Source organism: Georgenia ruanii (genome assembly GCF_009193175.1).
GTDB lineage: Bacteria > Actinomycetota > Actinomycetes > Actinomycetales > Actinomycetaceae > Georgenia > Georgenia ruanii.
Genome location: NZ_VUKE01000004.1, coordinates 13,515 through 34,460, shown reverse-complemented (window position 1 = coordinate 34,460; position 20,946 = coordinate 13,515). Strand labels below are relative to the sequence as shown.

Sequence of the window (20,946 nt, the reverse complement as noted above, 5' to 3'; positions counted from 1 at the left end):
CGCCGAGCCGATCGCCGTCGGGACCGCGCCCCGGGCCGCCGTCAGGACCGGGTGACCCACACCGCCTCGGCGGCGGCCAGGCCCACCTCCTGCGGGCCCTCCCGGCCGGCCACCTGCACCGACAGCGTGCCGGCGAACTCCTTGCGCTCCAGGACGACCAGCTCGGTGTCGAGGGCGACACCCAGCTCGGCGAAGTAGCGCAGCACCTGCGGGTCCGTGTCGGAGATGCGGGCCACCCGCACCGCGCCGCGCTCGACCAGGTGCAGCGGGCTGGCGGGCGGGGTGGGCACCTCGCCGTCGCTGGTCGGGATCGGGTCCCCGTGCGGGTCGCGGCGCGGGTGCCCCAGCCGGGCGTCGAGGGCGTCGATGAGCCGGTCCGAGACCGCGTGCTCGAGGACCTCGGCCTCCTCGTGCACCTCGTCCCACTCGTAGCCGAGCTCGGCGACGAGGAACGTCTCGAGGATGCGGTGCCGGCGCACCATGGCCAACGCCGCCGCCCGGCCCGCCACGGTCAGCTCGATGGCGCCGTAGCGGGCGTGCGTGAGCAGCCCGGCGGCGGTGAGCTTCTTGACCGCCTCGGAGACGGTGGACGGGGAGAAGCCCATCCGGCGGGCCAGCAACGTGGTGGTCACGGGGTCGTCGGACCACTCCTGCGCCGACCAGATGACCTTGAGGTAGTCCTGGTTAGCCGCCGTCAGATCCTTCTCCACGGCGCTCACGGTACGCGAGGGCACGTCGGGCACGACGGCGAGCCACCGCGCCCGTGGTGTGGTTCACTAGGCCCCGGCATAATTTTCGGTTCACCGAACACTGAAGTTTCGGGAAGGGGAAGCATGGCGTCGGACGTCCTCGCCCGGCCCGGCACGCGGCGGGTGCTGCCGCTGCTGGGGCCGGCCTTCGTGGCCGCGATCGCGTACGTCGATCCGGGCAACGTGGCGGCGAACATCACCGCCGGGGCGCGCTACGGGTACCTGCTCGTGTGGGTGCTCGTCACCGCGAGCGCGATGGCCGTCCTCGTCCAGTACCAGTCGGCCAAGCTGGGCCTGGTCACCGGGCAGACGCTGCCGGCGCTCGTCGGGCAGCGGCTGGGCCGGCGCGGCCGGCTGGCCTTCTGGGCGCAGGCCGAGGTGGTGGCCGCGGCCACCGACCTGGCGGAGATCATCGGCGGGGCGATCGCGTTGCACCTGCTGTTCGGCACGCCGCTGCTGCTGGGCGGGCTGATCGTCGGGCTCGTGTCGATGCTGATCCTGGTCGTGCAGGACCGCTACGGGCAGCGCCGCTTCGAGTCGGTCATCGTCGGGCTGCTGGTCATCATCACGATCGGGTTCCTCGCCGGCCTGGTGGTGGACCCGCCGGCGCCGGGCGACGTCGCCGCCGGGCTGGTCCCCCGTTTCGCGGGCACGGACAGCGTCCTGCTGGCCACGAGCATGCTCGGCGCGACCGTCATGCCGCACGCCATCTACGTCCACTCCGCCCTCGCCCGGGATCGGCACGGGCGGGCGGCGGACCCCGAGCGCAAGGTCCGCCTGCTGCGCGCCACCCGCTGGGACGTCATCGGCGCGCTGGGCGTGGCCGGGGTCGTCAACGTCGCGATGCTGCTGCTGGCCGCCACGAGCCTGCGCGGCCAGCCGGGCACCGACACCATCGAGGGCGCCCACGCCGCCGTCGTCGCGGCCCTGGGCCCGGGCATCGGGCTGGTCTTCGCCATCGGCCTGCTCGCCTCCGGCCTGGCCTCGACGTCGGTCGGGTGCTACGCCGGGGCGACGATCATGCAGGGCCTGCTGCGCCGCAACATCCCGCTGCTGGCGCGGCGGGCGATCACGATGGTCCCGGCGCTGGTGCTGCTCGGCCTGGGCGTGGAGCCGACCTGGGCGCTGGTGGTCAGCCAGGTGGTGCTCAGCTTCGGCATCCCCTTCGCGCTCGTCCCGCTGCTGGCGCTGACCAGCGACCGACGGCTGATGGGCGCGGCGGTCAACCGCCCGGCGGTGCGGTGGGCGCTGACGGCGATCGTGCTGCTCGTCGCCGCGCTCAACCTCGTGCTCATCGCGCTCACGCTCGCCGGCAGCTGAGCCCGCCCGGAGCGGCCATGCCGCCGTGGCTGCGGTGGGAGGGCAGGCTGGTCGCAGCCGGAAGGACAGGCTGGTCGCGGGGAGGCGGGTCAGGCGAGCGGGTCGGCGATGCCCACGTAGACCGTCTCCAGGTACTCCTCGATGCCCTCGTGAGCGCCCTCGCGCCCCACGCCGGACTGCTTGACCCCACCGAAGGGGGCGGCCGGGTTGGAGATCACCCCGGAGTTCAGGCCCAGCATGCCGGTCTCGAGCACCTCGGCCATGCGCAGGCCGCGGTTCAGGCTGCGGGTGAAGACGAAGGAGATCAGGCCGTACTCGGTGTCGTTGGCCAGCCGCACCGCCTCGGCCTCGTCGGCGAAGGTGGTGAGGGAGACGACCGGGCCGAAGATCTCCTCCCGGTGCAGCCGGGCGTCGGCGTCGGCCCCGCGCAGCACCGTGGCCGGGTAGAACCAGCCGGGCCCGTCGGGCACCTCGCCGCCGAGCAGGACGTCCGCGCCATGGGCGACGGCGTCGTCGACCAGCTCGGCGACCTTGTCGCGCTGCTTGGCCTCCACGAGCGGGCCGAGGGTCACGCCGTCCTCCACACCCGCGCCCATGCGGACACCGCGCACCTTCTCGACGAGCTTGGCGGTGAACTCCTCCGCGACCGCCTCGTGGACGAGGAACCGGTTCGCCGCCGTGCACGCCTCCCCGCCGTTGCGGAACTTCGCCGCCATCGCGCCGGCGACGGCGGCGTCGACGTCGGCGTCCTCGAAGACGAGGAAGGGGGCGTTGCCGCCGAGCTCCATGGAGGTGCGCAGCACCTGCTCGGAGGCGTCGGCCAGCAGCGAGCGGCCCACCGGGGTGGAGCCGGTGAAGGACAGCTTGCGGGCGCGCGGGTCCTTGAGCAGCGGCCCGGTGGTGGCGCCGGCGTGGCTGGTGGGGATGAGGTTGAGGACGCCGGCGGGCACCCCGGCCTCCGCCAGCACCTCGGTGAGCAGCAACGCCGTCAGCGGGGTGAGCTGGGCGGGCTTGAGCACCACCGTGCACCCGGCCGCGAGCGCGGGGCCGATCTTGCGGGTGCCCATGGCCAGCGGGAAGTTCCACGGCGTGATGAGCACGCAGGGCCCCACCGGCCGCTTGGTGACCAGGACGCGGGACTTGCCGTCGGTGGCGGAGTTGTACCGCCCCGCGATGCGCACGGCCTCCTCGGAGAACCAGCGGAAGAACTCGGCGCCGTAGGTGGTCTCGCCCCTGGCCTCGGCGAGCGGCTTGCCCATCTCGAGGGTCATGAGCAGGGCGAAGTCGTCGGCCCGCGCGGTGATGGCCTCGAAGGCGCGGCGCAGGATCTCCCCGCGCTCGCGCGGCGGGGTGCGGCCCCAGCCCACCTGCGCGCGGTGGGCGGCGTCGAGGGCGGCCATGGCGTCCTCGGGCCCCGCGTCGGCCACGGTGGTGAGCACCTCGCCGGTGGCGGGGTTCTCGACGTCGAACCGCCCGCCGTTCGCGGCGGGGCGCCAGGCGCCGTCGATGTAGAGGTCGGTGTGCAGCGCCCCCAGCAGCTCGTCCTGCCGGGCCTGGTGCGTGGTCAGCTGGTCGGTCATCTCTCGCTCTCCCTCGCGTCGCTTCGAGGCTACGGCGGCTTGCCGCGAGCGGCAGGCCGAGGGCGGTCGCGAAGCGGGGCATACTGGGCGCCAGCATCGCCCTGCCCCGGGAGGCCCCGTCGCCGTCGCCGCCCGGGTGCCTGACCTGGGCGTGGTACCGCCGAGGCAGGAGCAGGACGATGAGTTTTTCCTCCCCCCACGGCCGTCCGCTGCGCGCCGGCCTGCTGCTCGCCGGCATCGTGCTCGTGGCGGCCAACCTGCGGCCGGTCATCACCGCCGTCGGGCCCGTGCTGCCGCTCATGGGGGCGGACACCGGCCTCTCCCCCGCCGCCCTGGGGCTGCTCGCCGCCGTGCCGGTCGCCGGCTTCGGGCTCGTCTCGCCGGTGGTGCACCCGCTGGCCGAGCGGTTCGGGATGGAACGCGTGGTGCTCGCCGCGATGATCGTGCTCGGCGTGGGCACGGTGGTGCGCTCGCTGCCCGGCTCCGTGGCGCCGCTGTGGGTGGGCACCGGGCTCATCGGCGCCTCGATCGCGGTGGGCAACGTGCTGCTCCCGGTGGCGGTGAAGAAGGACTTCCCGCTGCGGCTGACCGTCGTGACGGGGGTGTACATCGCCGTCCAGTCCGTGTTCGCCGGCCTCGCCTCGGGGTTCGCGATGCCCGTCGCCGCGGCGTCGTCGTGGCGGGTGGCCCTGGGCCTGTGGGTCGTGCTCGTCGCCCTGGCGATCGTGGTGTGGCTGCCGCGGCTGCGGTCCGGGCGGGAGGTGCGGGTCGTCACCCACCGGCCGCGGCCGACCCGCGGCGCCCCGGTGTGGCGCTCCGGCCTGGCCTGGCAGGTCGCCGTGTACATGGGACTGCAGTCGACCGTCTACTACACCCTGGTGAACTGGCTGCCGACGCTGGAGCACGACACCGGCGTGAGCCCAGTGGCGGCGGGCTGGCACCTCTTCCTCTACATGTTCGCCGCGATCGCCTCGAACCTCGCGGCCCCGGCGCTGATGCGGGTGGGCGGCGACCAGCGCTTCGCGTCCACGCTCATGCCCGTCCTGATGATCACCGGGATGGTGGGCCTGGTCCTCGCGCCCGGGCTGGTCGTGCTCTGGGTGGTGCTGGTGGGCCTGGGCTCCGGCGGCTCGATCGTCATCGCGATGTCCCTGGTGGGGCTGCGCTCGCCGGACCACCCGACCGCGAGCCGGCTGTCCTCGATGGCGCAGGGCGTGGGCTACGGCTCCGCCGCCGCGGGCGTGCTCCTTGCCGGCGTGCTGCGCGACCTCACCGGGCCCGGGCCCCTGCTGCTGCTCTGCCTCGCCGGGGTCACGGTCGCGCAGTTCGTGCTGGGGCTCGGCGTCGGGCGCAACCGGGTGCTGCCGGGCTGAGCCGCTCACGCCGGGAAGGACCGGCGTGGGCGGCCGCTCTCGCTCGCCGCACGAGCCGTCCCTCTCACACGGCGGGTCCGGCCACCGTGGGCGCCTGCGCCGCGAGCTGCCTGGACGGTCCCGGCCGCGCGTCCCGGCCGGCCCGGTGGACGAGCCGCGCACAGGCAGCGAACCCGGCCGCCTGGATGATCGCCCCGACCACCTGCGGCACCTCGTTGCGCATGAAGATCAGACCGAGCACATGGAGCAGCGGCCAGCACATCAGCGCGACCGGGACCCAGGTCGGTGCGACGCGGCCACGCCACAGCCCGATCGCGAGCACCAGCGTCCCGCCCAGGTTGCCCAGGACGAAGAGGAGGAACGGCCACATCCCCCAGGGGTCGGCCATACCCGCGTCGATCGCCGCGGCGAAGTCGGCGACCGGGCCGCCGTGCTCGGCCATCGCGATCTGGAGCAAGGTGGTCGGCCCCACCCCGCCGTAGCAGATGTACCCGGCCGCCATGAGCCCGCCGCCGATGACCACGGCGAGCCGGTCGCCCGCGAGGCGGTAGAAGCCCGCGACGGCCGGGACCACGAGGATGCCCCCGAGAATGACCGCGACGGCCGCCACGCGCATCAGCCCCGGGTATTCCGCCGCGAGCGCGAGCGACGCGGCCCCGTCCTCGTCGCTCCCCCCGTCGCGGATCGCGACCATGTACGCCGTGTTCGCCACGACCCAGCACCACGGGGCGAGGACGAGCCCGACGACGACCACCAGGTCCCGCAGCCGGCGGGCGCGCACCGTCGCACCTCCCCGCCGGGCGCTCACGACCGCACCTCCTCGGCGGGCACACGGGCGGGAGAGAGCACGAGGACCACGGCTGCGATCGACACCAGGGTGACGACCCCGACGAGCGCCTTGACCCCGGCGGGCACGGGGAAGAAGAAGGCGGGGGTCGCGAGCAGCGCCATCACGATCACGGCGCCAGCGACGACGCGCAGCACCTTGCGGTTCCCGGACCGCCACCCGACGACGGACCCGACGATGCCCAGGACACCGAGCAGCGCTCCGACGACGAGGACCACGAGCGGCGGCCCGGTCTCCCCCGCCGGCGTCGGCGACCCGAGGCCCGCCAGGTTTGCGACGGACAGGGCGAGCGCGATGCCCAGCCCGATGCGCTGACGAGTGGTCACGACCATGATGCTCCTCCTCCACGTGCCCCGGCGGCCTCCGCGGCGGAGGCGCCCTGTGTTCCGAGCGTGGCCCACCAGACCTTCCGGACGGCAGAGCGAGCGTTCCCGAACCCGCCGGCACGTCCACCCAGACTCAGGGGAAAGCATTCCCGGAACGCGGGAACCTCCGCCCCGGCATCATGAGCGGGGTGACCATCCGCGTCCTCGTCGTCGACGACCACGCCGTCGTCCGCGAGGGGCTGCGTGTCCTGCTCGGCACGCTCGACCTCACGGTGGTCGGCGTCGCCGAGGACGGCCAGGCGGCGGTGCGGGAGGCCCAGCTGACCCGGCCCGACGTCGTGCTGATGGACATCGCCATGCCCGGGATGGGCGGCGTCGAGGCGACCCGGGCGATCCACGCGGCATGCCCCGACGCACGGGTGCTCATGCTGACGATGTTCGACGACGACGCCACGGTCCTCCTCGCGATGCGCGCCGGGGCCCGCGGCTACGTCCTCAAGGGCGCGGACCAGGACGAGATCGCCGCCGCGATCCGGTCGGTCGCGGCGGGCCAGCTGGTGTTCGGGCCGGGCATCGCGGCGCGCGTCCTCGAGCTCTTCCCCGCTGCCCTCCCGCCGCGCGAGCCGGACGCCTTCCCCGAGCTGACCGCGCGGGAGCGGGAGATCCTCGAGGGGCTGGCCTCGGGGCTGCGGACCGCCGCCATCGCCGCGGCGCTCCACCTCTCCCCGAAGACCGTGAGCAACCACCTCACCAGCATCTTCGCGAAGCTGGAAGTCACCGACCGGACCGAGGCGATGATCCGGGCGCGCGAGCACGGCTTCGGCACATGAACCCGGTCCACCACGTCGGCCTCGTCGTCATGGCGGCGGTCTGGCTCGGGTGCGCCGTCCTCCTCGCGCGCAGCGGAGTCCGGCGCGGCGCCGTCCTCCTCGCCGCCGCGGCGGTCACCATCGGCGTCGGCGTGGCCCTCGAGGGCGTCGACGGCGTCGCGCTCGCCGCCCAGCTCACCGCCGGCCTGGTCCTCGGCCCGCTCGCGGTGCTCGCCTATCCCCGCCCCGGCACGCTCTCGCGCCACGTCGACCGCGCCGCCGGCGCGCTGCTCGTCCTCGCCGCCGGCGTCGCCGCCGCCGTCCCCGAGCACGCAGGGATCGTGCCCGCGGCGGCGGGGGTCATCGGTCTCGTCATCGTCCACCTGTGGTGGCGCTTCGAGCGGCTCACCCCGGACGGGCGCCGCCCGCTCGTCTGGCTCGTCATCGGCCTGGGCGTCCCCGCCGTCGTCGCCTTCGCCACGTCGATCGTGGTCGAGGGCACGCCGACGACCCAGGCCCTCACGCTCGTCGCCCTCGGGGTCCCCGCGGTGTGCATGGTGGTCGGCGTGCGGCGTCCCGACGTCGTCGACGCCCGCGGGATCGTCGTCGAGGCGACGGTCGTCGGCGTCACCTGGACGGCGTGCCTCGCGCTCTACGTGACGGTCGCCAGCACGCTGGCCCTCACGACCGGCACGGACCCCGCCGTGGGGGTCCAGGCCATCGTCGCCTGCTGCTGCGCCGTGGCGTATCGCCCCCTGCGGCGCCTGCTCCACTCCACGGTCGACGAGCTCCTCTTCGGGCGCCGCCCCGACCCGCTCGCCGCCGCCGCGCGGGTCGCGGGCGGCCCGCTGACCGACCCGGGCGACGTGCTCGCCCGCATCCGGGAGGCCCTGGTCCTGCCCTACGCCGCGATCCACGCCGCCGGTGCGGACGTCGCGTGCAGCGGCGACCCGACCCCGCACGTCCGTCGCTTCCCCCTCGACCACGCCGAGGACGACCTCGTCGTGGGCCTCCGCCCCGGGGACCTGCAGCTCTCGCGCGCCGACGCCGAGGTCCTCGCCCTCGTCGCCCGTCTGTTGGGCCAGACCCGCCGGGCCGAGGCGCTCGCCGCCGAGCTCTCGCAGTCGCGGGCCGCGATCCGCGGCGCGGTCGAGGAGGAACGGCGCCGGCTGCGCCGCGAGCTCCACGACGGGCTCGGCCCCACCCTGGCCGGCATCGCCTTCACCGTCGACGCCGTCACCAACCTCGCCGCGGGCGGCTCGGAGCAGGTCGCCGAGCTCCTGCGCCTGCTCCGGCGCGAGGCGAGCCGCGCCATCGACGACATCCGCCGCATCGTCTACGACATCCGCCCGCCCACGCTCGACCAGCTGGGCCTGCGGGGAGCGATCGCACAGCAGGCCCATGTGCTGCGCCGCGCCGACCTCGAGATCGTCCTCCAGGTCGGGCCCGACGCCGACGAGCTTCCGGCGGCGGCGGAGGTCGCGGCCTACCGGATCGTGACCGAGGCCCTGACCAACGCCGCGCGGCACACGGCCTCGCGGACGGTGACCGTGACCGTCACCAGGGAGGGCGACGATCTGCAGGTGGCGGTCACCGACGACGACGCCGGTTCCGTGGACCGGGAATGGGTGCCCGGGATCGGGCTGACCTCGATGCAGGAACGGGCCGAGGAGCTCGGCGGGCGCCTGCTGGCCGGCCCGACGCCGAGCGGCGGCCGGGTCGTGGCGCTCCTGCCGCTCGGGTGACCGGCGCCCGCGGTGCTGCGGCCATGGTCCGATGAGGGCGCGTGAATCGTCAGCTCGGCCACGGGGCCGAAGACCGGGCCAGCACGTCCGCCGCGAGCAGGTTCGCCACCGCCTCCTCCTCGACGGCGAGCCCGCACTCAGTCATCGCGGCCGTCAGCTCCGGATCCCACGGGCACTGCGCTGGACTCCCTTTCAGACGGAGCGCCGGCCTCCCGTTCTGCACGGCCTCGCGGTAGTCGGCGGTCGTGTAGCGCCATGGCACCCATGCCACGTGCGTCCTCAGCGACCAGGCGATCCGAAGCCCGGCCCAGTCGAAGTCGCCGTGATACCGGACCTCTGCGCCGTCGGCGGCGAGCGTCCGCAGCAGCTCGATCACCGCTGTGCTCGGCTGGCCCGACGTGCACACCAGCACCGGTCCGACGCCGCCGGAGAGGTCGGCCGCCCGCGCCCACCGCTCGGCCACGACCTCGACGACCGTCGGGTTCTCACACACGTGGATGACGATGCCGCGTGGCAGCGTCCGCACCCCGCCGGACCGCACCTGGTCAAGGGTCAGCACCACGGGCATGCGCGCCGCCAGCATCGCCTCCAGCGCAGCCGCCGTAGCCGTCCGCGACTTCTCATCGCCACCGTCCGTGTCAACCGGATCTACGCCGGGAACCCCCAAGCACAGAGCCGTGGAGGCCACATTCGACATGACAACACCGGCGGCGGCCCACACATCCCGGGTCGACCACTCCCCGTCTGCCGCACCGGGCAAGAACGCGGCCCTGACCACAGCCGCGGCGAGCCGGCCGAGCGGCCGGGACGCATCCAGGCCGTGAGCATCTCCCACCACCTTCCGCGCCAGGATGGCCAACGGCTGCGCGGTGGCCGGCAAGACCTCGACCACCGCGACCACCCTCCTGACCAGGTCCGCAGCAACCTCGGGTATCGACGCGGCAGCGCTCCGGGCATGCTCGGCACCCGCGGCACGCTTGAGCCCACCGGTCGCGCACCAGCTCTCCCACCACTCGGCGAGCCCGGGGAACCGGTCCAGCACGGGTGCCAGGCCGTCGCGGGCCGCGTCCCACGCGGCAGCCTCCCGCGCCCGCTCGGCCGCGCGATCCACCACGGGGCCACTCAGCGTCTCGACGGCGTCGGCGAGACCGGCGGGCCATGGACCGCGACGCAGGACCTCCTCGACGACGGCGAGGTCGAGCCGCAGCGCGGACCCGGCGCGCTTCGGCCGTCCCACGAGCCGCACGACCGCGGCCCGCTGCCCGTCGGTGGGGTCATTCAGCTGGACGACGCCACGAAGAGGCTCGTCCCCGGCGGTGAGGATCCGCGCCCGGACCCGGGCGACGAGCCACGCCATCTCGGGTACGCCCAGCAGCCGGTCCAGCGCGGCCTGACCACCGCCTGCCCTTCCCGGAGTTCCCGACGTCATCTCCGTCATCCGAACAAGGTCATCTCGTCAGGCGCGCTCGCGGCCTCCCCACCGGCTCGTGCCGCCGGGTCGATCTCCGCGTCGCGGTGGCGTCGTCGGCCGTCCCACTGCCAGCGGGTGACGCCCACGGCGTCCACCCCCTCCACGCGGGAGAGCTGCGCGATCGCGAGCCCAGGAACCTGGGGGTAGCAGCCCCACTCGCGCTCGCTGGTCAGCACCACGTCGAGGTCGAAGGTCGCCAGCAGGCCCATCGACTTGGCCCGAGAGTCGTCGTCCACCCCGGCGAAGGCCTCGTCGAGCAGGATGAGCCGCGGGGCGTGGGCACCGGCCGAGTTGTAGTGCGCCGAGGCGGCGGCGAACAGCGGCACGGAGACGGACAGCACCCGCTCGCCGCCCGAGGCCGGGCCGGACGCCGAGCGCCACGTCCCGTGCTGCCACCGTTCGACGACGAAGGTGTGCCACTGCCGATAGTCGAGCGCCTGCTCCAGGTGCTCCTGCCAGCCGCCGGTCGGGTCGGCCTGGCGAACCTCGGCGATCCGCGCCTGCAGGAAGTCCCCGATCGCGGCGCGGTCCTCAGCAGTCCAGGTGGCGTCGGAGCGGACCATGAGGTCCCGGGCCGCCGCCAGCCCGGCGGGACCGTCGCCACGCTCGCGCCACCTCATCCGCAGCTGCATCCCGGTCGAGGTCTTGCGGTCGGCCAGCTCGCGGTTCATCCGGTCGATCTGTTCCTCGGCGGTGAGCAGCAGCTCGTGCAGGTGACCGGCCACCTCGTTGACGAGGTGGTTCTCGAGGATCTCGCGCTCGCGCGCGCTGAGCAGGCGCTCGCGATCTGCGACGTCCTCGGCCAGCCGCTCCGCGAGCCGATCGACGTCGACCTCCTCGTGGAGATAGCGCACCCGCACCACCAGCACCTCGCTCCGCTGCTCGACGAAGGCCGTGTGCCCGTGCCGGCTCATCTGCGCCGTCAGCTCGGTCGCCGCGCCGGAGACCCGCTGCTGGGCGCGGCGCCATGCGCCGTCGGACTCGTCGATGTCGTGGAGCCGCTGCTCCGCCGTGCGGGACAGACCGAGGGCGGCGGTGAGACTCCATCCCTCGGGCTCCTCCGCCGCCGGGAGGGGCAGGTCGGGCAGGGCGACTCGCGGCAGTCCGGTCTCGGCGAACGCACGCAGCGCGTCGATGGTGCCCTGGCGCCTCGACCCGGCCTCCTCGCGACGCTCCGTGAGGCCACCGACGTGCGCCTCCAGGTTGCCGCGGCGCGCCGCGGCGGCGAGCTGGTCCTTCGCGATCCCTTGGAGCTCGCGCCTCACCTCCTCCAGCGCGGCGGTGGTCGCGCCGAGCCGGTCCTGCAGCTCGGCGACCGACACCCCGACGGTGGCGTGCAGCGCCTCGTACCGTGCGCGCAGGGCGGCGGCGCGGGACCGCAGGTCACGGTGCTCTGTCTCGCGCCGCGCCAGGAGCTCGGCCGCTTTGCCGGCGCGATCGGCCGCCTGCTCGCGGGCGCTCGCCGCGTCTGCGGCGGCGCGGGCCGCTCGCCGGGCCTCGACGAGCCCCACCTCGTAGGAGGTCACGGCGCTCAGGGCCTCCTCGGTCTCGGCGGCGGTGGCACCGACGCCGAGCTGCCTGGCCTGGTCGATGAGATCCTCGGTCGCCCGGGTGGCCGCCTCGGCGGCACGCTCCCAGGCCTCCTGCGCCGCTGCGACCTTGTCCTGGGCGCGCTCGAGCTCCCGCTGGGCCGTGGCGGCGCGCGCGTGCGCCGAGCCGAGCTCGCGCTCGAGCCGGACCGGGTAACCGGCGCGCTCGAGCCGCACCTGCTCCGCGTGACGGTCGGCCTCCGCCACCCGATCACGCGCCGTGGTGAGCTCACGGTCCAGGTCCTCGAGCCGGGCGTGGAGCGCGACGAGCAGCTCGCGCCGGTGCGCCTCGCGGGCGCCGGCGCCGAGGAACTCGGCCCGCTCCTTGGTCCAGGAGCCCCGCGCCGGCCCAGCGCCCCAGCGGCCGTGGCCGTCCACCCACCAGGTGGCACCCGGGTCCTCTCCCCACCCGATCCGGCCGAGGACGGCTCTGACCGCGTCCGCCGTGACCGGGGCGTCGGGCCCGGCGGCCGGTACCAGAACCTCGGCCAGCGAGACCGCCGGCTGCGGTCCGGTGGGGCCGAGGACGACGTCGCCCTCGGCGGCCACCGTGCCGTCGGGAAACACCCACGCGTCCAGCAGCCCGGCGGACTGCAGGGCGGCCTCGACCCCGGCCTGCTCGGCGTGCGGCAGGGCGTCGGCGAAGTCGGTCAGCCACCACAGCGGAGCGCCGGCCCGGCCCTCCCGGCCGCGAGGGTCCCGCCCGGGGGCCGGCGGGGGCTCCGGGTCGTGCCCGTCCTCCAGGGCGGCGATCTCGACCCGGACGCCGGCAAGCTCCTGGTCCAGCCGCTGCGCCGTGTGCTCGGCCTCGGCGCGCTCGCGGCCGATGCGGTCGAGCGCCGTCGCGACGGCGACGTCGAGCGCGGCCGACACGGGCGGTTCGCCCGACATGCTGCGCGCCCACTCCTCGGCCATGTCGGCAAGCTCATCCACCTCGGCGTCGAGGACGAGGGCTTCCAGGCCGCCCACGTGCTCCCGGACCGCGGCGCCGTAGGCCGACACGGCGTCGTCGACCGCCACGCGTGCAGCGCCGAGCTCCTCGACGCGGCCGGCCGCCTCGCTCTCCGCCCCATCGAGGACCTGCTGCTCACGGTCGGCCTCCGACCGGGCCCGTTGGGCCGCATCGATCAGCCGGCGCACATGGCCGACCTGCTCGCGCCGGCGGCTCAGCGCCCGGCCGGCGGCGTCGGCGTCGTGCGCGATAGTGGGGTGCTCCACCTGCAGCCCGGCGGCCGCGGCGAGCCGGATGGCAGCCGCCTCGTGGCGCTGGGCCTCGGCCGCCAGCTCCTCGTGGCGACGCGCCGCGGCGTCGGCCTCCGCACGCTCCTTCTGCACCGTTGCGGCCGCCTGCTCCGCCTCGCTCCCGGCGGCGGCGAGCTGCCGCTCCTTCTCGGTGGCTTCGCGCTCGGCCTGGTCGAGACGCTCGGCGTCGCGCATCTCCGGGCTCGTGCGCAGTGCCTGCTCCTGGCCCTGCAGCCGGCTCTGCCGCTCTGCGGCGTCCGTCTGTCGCCCGGCGAGCAGCTCGACGTCGGCGGCGGCGTCACTGAGCTGCTCCTCGGCGTCGCGCAGCTCCCGGCCGGCGTGCTCGTAGGCGGAGTTGGCCAGCCGCACCGCCGTCGTGTGCCGGCGGGAGGCGACCTGGGCATAAGCGCGATAGTGCCGCAGGAAGTCCTGCGCCGCCCGGAGCGTGTCCTTCGCCTCGGCGATCCCCGCGCGCTCGTCCTCCAAGGAGCGGAAGGACTCGGCGACGTCGGCGATCACGGCCTGGTCCAGCGGGGCGAGGGCCTCGGTCAGGGCCGCCGAGAGCGCCTTCTCGTCGGGCCTCTTGGACAGCTGGGGCTGGCGGAGCTGGATGAGCAGGTCGACGAGGGCGGCGTACCGTTCCTCACCCAGCCGGAACAACGCCTCGTCCACCGCCCGCCGGTAGGCCTCCTGAGTGCCGTAGACGTGGCCGGACCCGGTGGACGTGAGCTCCTCACGGAGACGTTCCTGGCTGAGCACCGTGCGGTGGACGTCGAGGAGGCGCAGGTCGCCGATACGTCGCGTTGACGTGAAGTACCAGGTCTTCACGATGCCGCGGCCCGCGGCGGCCTTGAGGCCGATGCCCAGGGTGGTGAAGTGCTCGGTGCCTTCGGCGTCCACGCGCCCGAATTCGACCCACGAGTAGCCGGTGCGCTCCGAGCTCGGGTGGGCGCCGCCCAGGAGCAGGTTCCACTCCATACGCTTCTTGGGGTCGGCGTCCGGCTCCACGCGCCGCGGCGCGATCGAGCCATCCAGCAGGAAGGGCAGGGTCAGCGCGAGGACCTTCGACTTCCCGGTGCCGTTGTTGCCGCGCAGGAGCAGGCGTCCGTCGTGGAACCAGAACTGCTCGTCGTCGTAGTAGAACAGGTCGACGAGGCCGAGCCGCAGCGGCTGCCAGCGCTCGTTGGTGGGACGCGGCAGCGCGCCGTCGGGCCGCGCCTCGTGCGCCACGGCGGCCTCGCCGATGTCGTCGGGGCTGGTCATCGTGCTCTCCTGGTCGTGATGGTCGGCGCGGCCACGCCGAATCGCCGCAGGGCCGGCAGCGGGTGGACGACGGCCTCGGGCCCCGCACCGGTGACCCGGACCAGACCGAGCCCGACCAGGCGGTCGAGCGCGTCGGCGACGAGGGCGTTCTCCGCCCCCGGTTCCTGGGTGGTCTTGCGCCAATAGGCGGCGTGCTCCTTGGCGAGCCGCCGCACCCGGCGCCGCAGCGACGCGATGTCGGTGTGGCAGCCTGTGGCGAGCTGCTCGGCAAGCAGCAGGGTCACGTGCCCGTCGGTGCCCTGCTCGGGCATGCGCACGTCGGTGAGCTGGTCGTCCGCGTCCACCAGCGCGATCCCCTCCGCGCGCATCTCGGGGACAAGACCGGTGGCCTCAGCGAGGCGGTTGGTGAGCTGGACGCGCTGACCGACGAGGTAGGCGCGCTCGTCGTCGGGCAGCTCGTCGTAGTAGACGACCGGGTCGCAGAGCAGCCGGCGGGTGACGGCGTGCCGCAGCCTCCTGGTGGCCTCCTCCTCGGTGTAGGCCGGCGGCGGCTCGTGCAGGGCGGCCTCGATCTGGTCGATCGTCGGGTCGGACGGCAGCCGGGTTCCGACGAGCCCGGGCCCGTGGGTGGTCGACAGCATCGTGGCCAGCACCCGACGGTCGACGTCGTACAGGGCGTCGCCGCCGGCCGAGACGTAGGACTCCTCGTCGCCTGCCACCCGGACCAGCACGCCGTAGGCCAGCAGCAGCCGGATCGCGGCGACCAGGTCGGCGCGCTCCTCCCGGCCGGCCAGGGTGAACGCCACGCCGTCCAGGCCCGGCTGGCGCGCGGCCAGCACGACGTCCTCCGCGAGGCGGCCGAGGGAGATCTGCGGGTCGGAACGCTCGAGCACGGCCAGCGCCAGGCAGAGCAGGACGTAACGGCGCCGGGTGAACGGCGGGTCCCCCTTGCGGGCGCGGGCCGGGTGGCGTTCGCCGACGGCGATCGCCGTCGCGCCGTGGGGGACGTAGGAGGTCAGGAGGCGCACGGTTCGCGACTCGACGGCGAGGCGCCAGCCCGTCTCCCGGTCGAACCAGGCCCGCAGCGCGTCGGCGTGCCGCCGCGCCAGCCGGAACAGCTCTCCGTCGGTCTGGGCCCGGAGGACGGGGCGGACGAGCAGCGCCCGCAGCGCCCGGGCGCGGCCCTCGGCCTCCCGGGCCTCCAGCGCGCCGGAGATGCTCGGCCCCAGGTCGATCCCGCTCATGCGTAGACCTCCACCCGCTCGCCCGCCGCGGCGCTCGGCGCGACCCGGTCGACGGTGGACGCGATGTCGACGAGGTGGTCCGGGCCCGACAGCTCGCCGTCGGGCGTGGTGATCACCATGGCGCCCGCGCCCGGGAGGCGGGTGAGGGTGACGGTGAGTTCGCCGTCCGAGGTGTGCACCTGGGCGGTGGTGGCCCGCGGTCCCATGGCGGCCAGGGCGTCGCCGAGCAGGCCGAGGAAGAGGCGGAAGGCCGCCGGGTCCAGCTCACCGAAGGCGGAGAGCGGCCGTGGGCCGTCGGTGAGGATCCGCCGGCGCGCCTCGGCCGTCTGCTCCGCCTCGTGGCGGGCGCGCTCGGCCAGCACGCGCTTGGCCGCGGTCCGGTCCGCGACACGGACCGCCTTCCCGCGGCGCTCGTACGAGCCGCTCCGGCGCAGCTGAGGGCTGATCTCCAGGGGCGGCGCGAGCGCCCACGGCGTCGTGGTGCCCAGCTCGGCCGCGGCCCACGCCTCCTCGGTTGCGGCGGTGACGCTCAGGTGCCGTACCGGAGCGAGGGCGAAGGCTGAACGCCACAACCGGTGGCGGTCGGCGTCGGTGGGCAACGCGGCGAACCACCTGGCCAGCGTGAGGAAGTCCTGGGTCCGGTCGGTCCGGCCGCCGGCCCTCTCGTGCAGGGCTCGCACCACGGCCAGCAGGGCCGGGATCGCGGCCCGGGCGCGCGCTCGCAGCAGCTTGGCCTCGCTCTCCCGGGCGGGGGTGCTGACGAACCAGTCCGTCAGGCCCGACCACTGCCGCAGCCAGGTCTCGCGCACCCTCGCCCGCGCCGAGTCGGCCTCGCCGGGGGCGGCGTCGGCGGACTCGCGCTCCGCGGCGACGGCGGCGAGGAACCCCACGCCGTCGTCCGGGATGGCGGCGAGGAGGTCCGCGATGGCGGCCCCCCGGGTGAGCAGGTCGTTGATGAACCGCTCCAGGTACTCGATGAGCTGTTCCTTGTACGCCAGGAAGACCTCGACGTCGGCGTCGTGAAGGTCGATGGTGCGCTGCATGGACCCCATGAACGCCACGGCGTTCTCGGCGAGCTCGACGAACCGGTCGCGCAGGCTCCGCAGCGTCTGGTGCGTCCGGGCCGCGTCCACCGCCTCGCCCGCCGCGTGGGCGGCGACGGTGTCGCGGAGGCTGGTGAGCAGCGCGACGATGTCCTCCAGGGCCACCGACTGCAGGGCGCCGCGGGTGCCGAGCACGGCGTCGTACTGCGCCAGCGCCCGCTCCGCGGCCTCGCCCTGGCGGGACATCTGGTAGAGGATGCGCCGCCGGTAGAAGTCCTCCAGCGCCGTGACCCGGCTCGAGTCGGGAAAGGCGAGCAGGTTCCCCCACGCGGGCTGGGCCAGCCGCTCGAGCGCCTCGGCGACCGCATCGTCGTCGACGGGGTCACCGCCGTCCGCGCGCAGCGCCGCGCACACCTCCTCCGGACGCACGTGGACCGTGAAGCGTTCCTTCGCCGCCATCAGCGCCCGCATGACGCGCCGGTACAGCGGAGCGTTGGGCGCGCCGAGGTAGACGAACGGCCCGTAGCCGCCCGCGGCGCCGTCGGTTCCCGCCGACGTGGTCTCGACAAGGGGGTCCGTCATGTCAGTCGATCCTGCCATGGGCCACCGACACTCCCTCGCCGCCGCCGTCCTGCCTCACGGTGATCCTCGCCGGGCGGTGCGCCGGCCGGGCTGGCGCGGTCAGGAAGCGGGCGCGGTGACCAGCCCCTCGGAGACCATCCAGTCCAGCGCCACGTCGGCCGGCTCCTCGCCCTCGACGTCGACCCGGGCGTTGAGGTCGATGAGCAGCTCGTCGGTCAGCAGCGGGGTGATCTGCTCGAAGACCGCCGCGATCCCGGGCGCCTCGTCGAGCGCGTCCGTCCGCACCACGGGGGCGACGTTGTAGGAGGGGAAGTACCTCGCGTCGTCCTCGAGGACCGTGAGGTCGAGGGCGAGGATGCGCCCGTCCGTCGTGAAGATCTCCCCGAAGTTGCACTCCCCCGCCGCGGTGGCCGCGTAGATGGCGCCGGTGTCCATCACCTTGATGTTCTCGGCGGGCACCCCGGCGGGGTCGCCGAGCGGGATGCCGTAGTGCTCGAGCATGGGCTCGAGGCCGTCGTCGCGGCTGCGGAACTCGCTCTCCACGCAGAACGTGCGCTCCTCCGCCGGCAGGTCCTTGACCTGCGACAGCGCGCCGACGCCGAGCTTGGCGGCGGCATCGGGACCCATGGCGAAGCCGTAGGTGTTGTTCATCGGGGCGGGCGGCAGCCAGGTGAGCCCGTTGCCGAGATCCGCGTCGCGCACGGCGCGCCACTGCTGCTCCCGGTCGGGAATGCCGGTCTGGCCCATGTAGGCGACCCAGGCGGTACCGGTGTACTCCCACCCCATGTCGATGTCGCCCGCGAGGTGGCCCTCGCGAGAGGCGACCGAGCCGGGGATGTTGGTGGAGTCGGTGACCTGGAAACCGGCGGCGCGCAGGGCGATCACGGCGATCTTGCCCAGGATGAGCTGTTCGCTGAAGTTCTTGGACCCCACGGTCACCGCGAGGTCCTCGGCGCCGTCGACCGGTGCGATGCTGCCGGGCTCCACGGCCGGGACGTAACCGGTGGCGGGCTGCAGCCCGCAGGCGGCGAGCAGGGCGGCGGAGGCCGCCGCGGCGGCGGCCAGCAGGCGGGTGCGTCGAGACATCACAGTCCTCGGGGGCGGGCCACGTGCTCCACCACGCGCCCCAGCCAGTCGATGAGCAGGGCCAGCAGCGCCACCAGCAGCGCGCCGGAGACGAGCAGGTTGGGCAGGTACAGGTTGATCCCGGTGGTGATGAGGATCCCCAGGCCGCCGCCGTTGATGAACACGGCGAGCGTGGCGGTGCCGACGAGCAGCACCAGGGCGGTGCGCACCCCGGCGAGGATCACCGGGACGGCGAGCGGCAGCTCCACGCGCAGGAGCACCGCCAGCGCGGTCATGCCCATGCCGCGGCCGGCCTCGACGAGCCGGCCGTCCACGCCGCCGAGGCCGACCATCGTGTTGCGCAGCACCGGCAGCACGGCGTAGGCCACCAGGGCGACGACGGCGGTCCCCGGGCCGAAGCCGAGCCACATGGCCAGCAGGACCACGAGGCCGATGGACGGGGCCGCCTGACCGACGTTCGCCAGGGCGATGACCGGCCCGGCCAGCCGGCGGAACGGCCCGCGGGTGAGCAGGATTCCCAGCGGGACCGCGATGAGGACCACGAGGCCGGCGGAGACGAAGGTCAGGCGCAGGTGCTCGGTGATGGCCGGGCCCAGGGCGTCCCACGACAGCGGGCGGCGCTCGATCGCGGTGAGCTCCGCCGTCGAGAGCCAGACGACGTAGGCGGCCAGGGCGACGGCGATCAGCACCGGCTGGCGCAGGAGGGTGCGCCAGGGTCGGGCGCTCTCGGCCGCGTCGAGCTCGGCCTGCGCCTCGCCGGCCTGCCCCGACGCCGCGGCCGCCGTCGCCTCGCCCGCGACGCGCGCGACGGAGGCGGTCACGGCTGCGTCTCCTCGTCCGGGGTCATGAACGACATGACGGTCTTGACGGTGACCAGGCCGAGGTAGGTGTCCCGGCGGCCGGTGACGATCACGCCGTTCTGGGAGGCGGTGAGCATCGCGTCGAGCGCCTCGCTGAGGCTGGCGTGCCGGCCGAGCGCGGGGAGGTCTTCGTCCAGCTCGCCGGTGATGGCGCCCGTGCCCTCCAGCTGGGCGAGCGGGTGCCAGCGCAGCGGGCGGTTCCGCTCGTCGACGACGACGACGGAGCGGTACCCGGCAGCGCGGGCGCGGGCCACGGCCTCGTCGGCGGACGTGCCGACCGTGGCGGTCACGCCGGGGCGGAGCTCGACGTCGCCCAGCCGGGTCAGGGACAGGGTCTTGAGGGAGGCGCCGGCACCGATGAAGTCGGCGACGAACTCCTCGGCGGGGTTGGCCAGGATCTCGGCGGGAGTGTCGAGCTGGACCACCCGGGCGCCGACGTCGAGGATCGCGATGCGGTCGCCGAGCTTGACCGCCTCGTCGAAGTCGTGCGTGACGATCACGATCGTCTTGCCGAGCTCCTCCTGGATGCTCAGCAGCTCGTCCTGGAGCCGTTGCCGGGTGATGGGGTCCACCGCGCCGAAGGGCTCGTCCATGAGCAGGACCGGCGGGTCCGCGGCGAGAGCGCGGGCCACGCCGACGCGCTGCTGCTGACCGCCGGAGAGCTCGCGCGGGTAGCGGTCGCGGTAGGCGTCGGGATCCAGGCCCACCAGGTCCAGCAGCTCGTCGACGCGGGCCCGGGTGCGGTCCTTGTCCCACTTGAGCAGGCCCGGCACCAGGGCGACGTTGTCGCCGACGGTCATGTGCGGGAACAGCCCGCCGGCCTGGATGACGTAGCCGATCCGGCGGCGCAGCCGGTCGGCGTCGATGCTGGTGACGTCCTCGCCGTCCAGCACGACCCGGCCCGAGGACGGCTCGATGAGCCGGTTGATCATCTTCAGCGTGGTCGTCTTGCCGCACCCGGAGGGGCCGACGAGCACGAGGATCTCCCCGGCCCGGATGTCCAGGTCGATGGTGTCCACCGCGGGTCGGGGCTGGCCGGGGTACCGCTTGGTCACGCCCTGCAGCTGGATGGAGGCGCCGGTGGTGGCCGTCGCCGTGGGTGCGGTGGTGGTCTCAAGCACGGATCCCCCTCGGGATGGTCAGGCGGCCGACCAGCACGAGGAGCAGGTCGACCACGAGAGCGATGACGACGACGGCGATGGTCCCGGTCAGCGCGGAGTACACGGCGTTCGCGCCGCCGAGGCGGGCCAGGCCGGAGAAGATGAAGCCGCCCAGCCCCGGGCCGAGCACGTAGGCGGCGATGGCGGCGATGCCCATGACCATCTGCGTGGACACCCGGATGCCGGCGAGGATGACGGGCCAGGCCAGGGGAAGCTCCACGTGCACCAGCGCGCCCAGCCGGCTCATGCCGAGGCCGCGCGCGGCCTCGGCATGCCGCGGGTCGACGCCCGCCAGGCCCACGACCGCGTTGCGCAGGATCGGCAGCGCGGCGTAGAACGTCACCGCGATCACGGCCGAGACGACCCCGAAGCCGAACGGCGCGACCAGCATGCCGAGCAGCGCGAACGACGGGATCGTGAGGCCGACGGCGGAGACGGAGTTCGCCGCCGAGGCGAGCCGCTCGTTCCGGTACACCAGGACCGCGACCAGCATCGCGATCGCGGTTGCCAGGGCGACGCTCTGGATGACGAGGCTGGCGTGCTGGTACGCCAGGAAGGCGATCTGGTCGCCTCGCTCGACCACGTAGTCCCACACGGGCGGCTTCCCCCTCAGCTGGTCCGAGTGCCCGTCCACATTAGGGGAACATCCCGTCAATA

The 20,946-nt window shown here is 74.5% G+C and carries 16 protein-coding genes; 4 read left to right on the top strand and 12 right to left on the bottom strand.

The features are described 5' to 3' along the window. Positions 1 to 41: 41 nt before the first annotated feature. Positions 42 to 710 carry a metal-dependent transcriptional regulator gene (locus tag GD880_RS05860; RefSeq protein WP_319593247.1) on the bottom strand — a complete coding sequence of 223 codons (669 nt, stop codon included), beginning with the start codon at positions 708 to 710 and terminating at the stop codon, positions 42 to 44. Between the two features lie 123 nt (positions 711 to 833). Between GD880_RS05860 and GD880_RS05855 the strand changes: the two genes are divergently transcribed. After that, positions 834 to 2,069 (top strand): Nramp family divalent metal transporter, encoded by a 1,236-nt coding sequence (locus tag GD880_RS05855; RefSeq protein ID WP_152230700.1) that lies wholly within the window; start codon positions 834 to 836, stop codon positions 2,067 to 2,069. A gap of 89 nt (positions 2,070 to 2,158) precedes the next feature. Here the strand turns inward: GD880_RS05855 and GD880_RS05850 are convergent, their stop codons facing one another. After that, complete coding sequence (locus GD880_RS05850; RefSeq protein WP_152230699.1) at positions 2,159 to 3,649, bottom strand: NAD-dependent succinate-semialdehyde dehydrogenase; 1,491 nt, start codon at positions 3,647 to 3,649, stop codon at positions 2,159 to 2,161. A gap of 179 nt (positions 3,650 to 3,828) precedes the next feature. Between GD880_RS05850 and GD880_RS05845 the strand changes: the two genes are divergently transcribed. Beyond that, entirely contained in the window at positions 3,829 to 5,022 is a 1,194-nt protein-coding gene (locus GD880_RS05845) for an MFS transporter (protein ID WP_152230698.1), read from the top strand. 64 nt (positions 5,023 to 5,086) lie between these two features. Here the strand turns inward: GD880_RS05845 and GD880_RS05840 are convergent, their stop codons facing one another. Further along, positions 5,087 to 5,830: a hypothetical protein gene (locus tag GD880_RS05840; RefSeq protein WP_152230697.1), complete on the bottom strand. Its 744-nt coding sequence runs from the start codon at positions 5,828 to 5,830 to the stop codon at positions 5,087 to 5,089. Continuing rightward, complete coding sequence (locus tag GD880_RS05835) at positions 5,827 to 6,201, bottom strand: hypothetical protein (RefSeq protein ID WP_152230696.1); 375 nt, start codon at positions 6,199 to 6,201, stop codon at positions 5,827 to 5,829. Before GD880_RS05835 ends, GD880_RS05840 begins: the two co-directional genes overlap by 4 nt. Positions 6,202 to 6,374: 173 nt before the next feature. Here GD880_RS05835 and GD880_RS05830 point away from each other — a divergent pair, with 173 nt between their 5' ends. Then, on the top strand, positions 6,375 to 7,025 hold the full coding sequence (locus tag GD880_RS05830) for a response regulator transcription factor (protein ID WP_152230695.1): 651 nt from the start codon (positions 6,375 to 6,377) through the stop codon (positions 7,023 to 7,025). Next, the gene (locus GD880_RS05825; RefSeq protein WP_152230694.1) at positions 7,022 to 8,749 is read left to right on the top strand and encodes a sensor histidine kinase; all 1,728 of its coding nucleotides are present in this window, start codon (positions 7,022 to 7,024) and stop codon (positions 8,747 to 8,749) included. Before GD880_RS05830 ends, GD880_RS05825 begins: the two co-directional genes overlap by 4 nt. A gap of 49 nt (positions 8,750 to 8,798) precedes the next feature. Here GD880_RS05825 and GD880_RS05820 read toward each other — a convergent pair whose 3' ends face one another. The 8 genes from GD880_RS05820 to GD880_RS05785 form a co-directional block, all read right to left on the bottom strand. Continuing rightward, a complete protein-coding gene (locus GD880_RS05820) occupies positions 8,799 to 10,187 on the bottom strand; it encodes a TIGR02679 family protein (protein ID WP_152230693.1) in 1,389 nt (462 codons plus the stop codon). Then, positions 10,184 to 14,314 (bottom strand): TIGR02680 family protein, encoded by a 4,131-nt coding sequence (locus GD880_RS05815; protein ID WP_152230692.1) that lies wholly within the window; start codon positions 14,312 to 14,314, stop codon positions 10,184 to 10,186. Before GD880_RS05815 ends, GD880_RS05820 begins: the two co-directional genes overlap by 4 nt. Further along, on the bottom strand, positions 14,311 to 15,558 hold the full coding sequence (locus GD880_RS05810; RefSeq protein ID WP_152230691.1) for a TIGR02678 family protein: 1,248 nt from the start codon (positions 15,556 to 15,558) through the stop codon (positions 14,311 to 14,313). Before GD880_RS05810 ends, GD880_RS05815 begins: the two co-directional genes overlap by 4 nt. Then, positions 15,555 to 17,183: a TIGR02677 family protein gene (locus GD880_RS05805; RefSeq protein ID WP_152230690.1), complete on the bottom strand. Its 1,629-nt coding sequence runs from the start codon at positions 17,181 to 17,183 to the stop codon at positions 15,555 to 15,557. The genes GD880_RS05810 and GD880_RS05805 overlap by 4 nt, the downstream gene beginning before the upstream one ends. A 99-nt stretch (positions 17,184 to 17,282) precedes the next feature. Then, positions 17,283 to 18,269, bottom strand: coding sequence for a glycine betaine ABC transporter substrate-binding protein (locus GD880_RS05800; protein ID WP_152230689.1), 987 nt, complete (start codon positions 18,267 to 18,269; stop codon positions 17,283 to 17,285). After that, a complete protein-coding gene (locus GD880_RS05795; protein WP_152230688.1) occupies positions 18,269 to 19,090 on the bottom strand; it encodes an ABC transporter permease in 822 nt (273 codons plus the stop codon). The genes GD880_RS05800 and GD880_RS05795 overlap by 1 nt, the downstream gene beginning before the upstream one ends. Further along, a complete protein-coding gene (locus GD880_RS05790) occupies positions 19,087 to 20,250 on the bottom strand; it encodes an ABC transporter ATP-binding protein (protein WP_152230687.1) in 1,164 nt (387 codons plus the stop codon). The genes GD880_RS05795 and GD880_RS05790 overlap by 4 nt, the downstream gene beginning before the upstream one ends. Continuing rightward, entirely contained in the window at positions 20,243 to 20,884 is a 642-nt protein-coding gene (locus tag GD880_RS05785; protein WP_152230686.1) for an ABC transporter permease, read from the bottom strand. The genes GD880_RS05790 and GD880_RS05785 overlap by 8 nt, the downstream gene beginning before the upstream one ends. Positions 20,885 to 20,946 lie beyond the last annotated feature (62 nt).